This window comes from Holospora elegans E1, from assembly GCF_000648275.1.
In the GTDB taxonomy this organism is placed as follows: domain Bacteria; phylum Pseudomonadota; class Alphaproteobacteria; order Holosporales; family Holosporaceae; genus Holospora; species Holospora undulata_A.
Genome location: NZ_BAUP01000042.1, coordinates 1 through 3,422, shown reverse-complemented (window position 1 = coordinate 3,422; position 3,422 = coordinate 1). Strand labels below are relative to the sequence as shown.

At 34.7% G+C, this 3,422-nt stretch carries 5 protein-coding genes and 1 pseudogene; all 6 read left to right on the top strand.

The genetic code is table 11. The annotated features are described in order from the left end of the window. Window positions 1-33: 33 nt before the first annotated feature. Window positions 34-228 (top strand): hypothetical protein, encoded by a 195-nt coding sequence (locus HE1_RS01150; RefSeq protein ID WP_035543793.1) that lies wholly within the window; start codon window positions 34-36, stop codon window positions 226-228. 66 nt (window positions 229-294) lie between these two features. Beyond that, window positions 295-420 (top strand): hypothetical protein, encoded by a 126-nt coding sequence (locus tag HE1_RS09890; protein WP_278243039.1) that lies wholly within the window; start codon window positions 295-297, stop codon window positions 418-420. Further along, window positions 417-629: a hypothetical protein gene (locus HE1_RS08600; RefSeq protein ID WP_035543791.1), complete on the top strand. Its 213-nt coding sequence runs from the start codon at window positions 417-419 to the stop codon at window positions 627-629. The genes HE1_RS09890 and HE1_RS08600 overlap by 4 nt, the downstream gene beginning before the upstream one ends. Before the next feature lie 148 nt (window positions 630-777). Further along, window positions 778-1,275: a hypothetical protein gene (locus HE1_RS01140; RefSeq protein WP_035543790.1), complete on the top strand. Its 498-nt coding sequence runs from the start codon at window positions 778-780 to the stop codon at window positions 1,273-1,275. A 434-nt stretch (window positions 1,276-1,709) separates the two neighbouring features. Further along, window positions 1,710-2,537, top strand: a complete 828-nt coding sequence (locus HE1_RS01135; RefSeq protein WP_035543788.1) for an RluA family pseudouridine synthase — start codon at window positions 1,710-1,712, stop codon at window positions 2,535-2,537. A gap of 386 nt (window positions 2,538-2,923) precedes the next feature. After that, window positions 2,924-3,022, top strand: a pseudogene (locus HE1_RS10195) (IS5/IS1182 family transposase); the annotation flags it as partial. Window positions 3,023-3,422: the final 400 nt, after the last annotated feature.

Here is a 3,422-nt window from a genome sequence, read left to right as displayed (position 1 = left end):
AAAAGTCTCTAAAAAAGATTGTATGTAAATTTTGTGAATGTTAAAATTTCTTTAAAAGCGGTTTTGTTCGAGGGGGCTGCGGTACAAATAATAAAAAATGTGGAAAAAATTTCACGAGGTATGTCCGAAAAAGACAAGCTCCAAGTCCTTGTTTTATACGCAAGCGTCCTTTCAACGAACCGAAGCGATCAGCGTTTTTGTGTCAGAGCAAGCGTTGTTTTGAAGTAGGGGCGGCACCTTATAATCAAAGCTATGCGCCAAAATTGAGCCCCCCCAGAAGACAACGGTAGTGTCATGGAAGTCGATGAATTTGGTATTATTAAAAAAAAAGATAGCAAAAAATTTGGATTTTTAAAGCTTGGATTTTTAAAGTCTATGATCGTGCAGGGCTTATCGATTGGGAATTTGGTGATCGCTTGAGTCAAACATTCAAACGACTTTTTGAACAATTAAAAAATGGAAAATTTTATTTTATTGCGCAGATCATTGGGCAGAAAATTATTCCAAGCCCCCGCCTCTTTCAGGGAAAAGATAAAACGTTTTTCATTGAACAAAATAACGCTCCTCACCTCTATTGGTTTGCAAAATTTCGCCCCCCCTTGCAAACACACGATAACTTGAAATGCTGAAGGGAACACTGCGTATTTCTGTGGCACTTCACGTTAATAAAACTTTGAAAATTAATCACGCTATCTTTGGTTAAGGGGCTCAAAAAAATACTTTTTTAAATGATTTTATAGTAATATCATTTTGTAATTTGCTAAGAAAAATAAAAATATGAATTATTTTAAAAATTTTTTATTACTTTTTGGGTTTTTTCTTATAAATGCGCAAGAAGGATTTTCAGGAAAAGAGAACGTTGGATCAGTTTTGAGAGATTTTGAAGACTTTAAAGAAGATTGGAGAACTTATTTTATAAAGCCAGAACACGTCCGGGATTATCGTAATTCAGATTTGGACAAATTGTATAAAACGTTAGAAAAAGTAAGTGATATAGTCAATACTTATAGAATTCCTGATTCAGAGAAGCTGAGTCTAATCAAAGAAGCTTTTATTGTCTTATCTGAAAAATATAATATTTCTCAAGAAGATTTTTTTGAATTAGTAGTAGAAGAGAAAAAAAAGATCTGCTCAAAAATCAGAGAAAAGAAAAATGAGAACATTCGAAGAGAAGCCGGAAGTATATATAATCCAGAAGAATTAAAGGAAATTAGAGAAAGATGTGAAAGTTTAGTTGAACAAGCTCTTTCTCCATCTAATCTTCAAGAAAATTAAGAAAATCAAAAAGATTAAATAATTTAATTACCCGAATCAGAGAGAAAATTTTAAATTTTAAGATTTTTTTGTTGATTTAAAAAAATATTACAACTTTACGACTTGGGATAGAAAGAGCGGTAATTCTCTTTTTATCCTATTTTTTGATACGAAAAAGAATACAATCAAGGCCTTGCAAAACGTTCCAGAGTCCACTAATTTTTTGTTCTTAAAAAAAGTTAATAAATCTAAATCTATCGTTAAGTAAGGACGGTAGATTCTTAGAAAAAAAAATCTAATTTTAAAAACAATAGCAATAGAATAAAAAAACATTTACTTTCGTCTCTTAGAATAATATTTTGGGTAAAAATTGAAGTGTTTTTTTATTAAAAACAATAATTGAATTTTTTTAGAATATGATAAAGTTAAGATGCTCGTGTATTTTATATAAGTGTATGAATCAAGAATCTTACTTTTCCGTGACCCGCCTAGATCAAAGGATTGACAAGTGGGTGCATTACGAATGGCCTCAAATTTCTTACTCTGCCATTCAAAAAGCTTTGCGCACGGGAGATATTCGTGTTAATCGTAAAAAAGTCTCATCAAGTTATCGATTATCGCAAATTGATGAGGTTTATGTGTATCCTGGATGGTTAAAAAAAATGAGCATTCTTGAACCTTCTAAAGAAAAGTTGTGCGCGTATTGGCAAGAAAAGGTTTCGCGTTGGATTATTTATACCCATGAAGATTTTTGGATTATAAGAAAGCCCGCTGGAATTCCTTGTCAAAAAGGAACAAGTCAGACGTTAAGCGTAGATGACCTTATGTCAAAATGGGCGGGTTGCCCTGTGTATCTTGTTCATCGTTTAGACAAATTTGTTAGTGGTGCACTAATTATAGCAAAAACTCCTTGTTCAGCTTCGGCATTAGGTAAGCTGATGAAAGAACGAAAAATTCAAAAACGGTATTGGGCTTTGGTTCATGGGCGGGTTCAGAAAGATCAAGGGCACATTCGTTTTCCCCTTGTGAATCACCCTTTTGGTACAAGAGTTTGTCTCCCAGAAACTCCTAAATCTTTAGTTTGTCATACTGAGTATTTTCGACGCGGTGTTTACAGAGTTCCTTTTGACTACTCTTGGTTAGAGCTTTCTTTGCATACAGGAAGAAAACATCAGCTTCGCGCGCATTTAAGTCACCTTGGTCACCCTATTATTGGTGATAATGTGTATGGAAAATCTTTTTTTGGATTGTTCAGCAAGTTCTTTAAAATTACACAGTTTTAGCCTCGCGTTTTTTTATAACGAAAGTCCTATTTTGGTAGATTGTCCTCCAGTAGATGCGTTTTTTACTCAGAATCTGTCTTCATAATTTAAATAAGATCTGAACATGCCCTATCCGAAAAATTTGAGTGGCACACAATAGAGATTTAATAAAAATTTCATTTTGATATAGGGGATTATGATAAAAAACGTAAGAGAACGCTTACTAACGGGGAGTTTTATCTTATAAAGACGGGCTGTCAGTGGCACTTTTTTCCGCAAGAATAGCCCATTGGAAAAGTGTGTACAGGTTTTACATGCAAGCAAGACAAAGCGGAATTGGAGAGAAAATGACAAGGAATCTTGTGGAAAACAGTCGGATAAACAATGAACGAAACGCCAATTCGATAATTGATTTACAAAGTTAAAAAACAACGGAAAAAGCTGTAAATCAAGGGATTGATGTGGGAAAAAAGGTCAAAGGGCGTAAACGCCATAGTGTCACGGATCCCCCCCTAAGGGCTTAGTTTTCATGTGAAGGTTCACACTGTTGCGGGATGCAAGATGTTTGATAAGGTAAGGTGCAAAAATACTCATCGCTTTAAGGCGTATGCCCAGATACTGGTTATCGTAAAAACGTTCGAATAATTTGTTCAAAACATATTGAAGAAGACCGTAGAGGTTTCGGCACGTATTACGCCGGCGGGCAATTTTAGCAAAAAAATGGGGGGGTAGAGAGAACATTTGCTTGGCTAAATCAAATCATTTTAAGCGATTGGCCGATTATGAAATAGGCGTTCAATCAGTGGAACACAACGTTATGGATCCCCCATTCAATGCTACTGATTCGTCGGTTGGCTTAACTGTGAACGCAGGTTCTTATTTTTTTTATGTTTGAAGAGGTAGTGT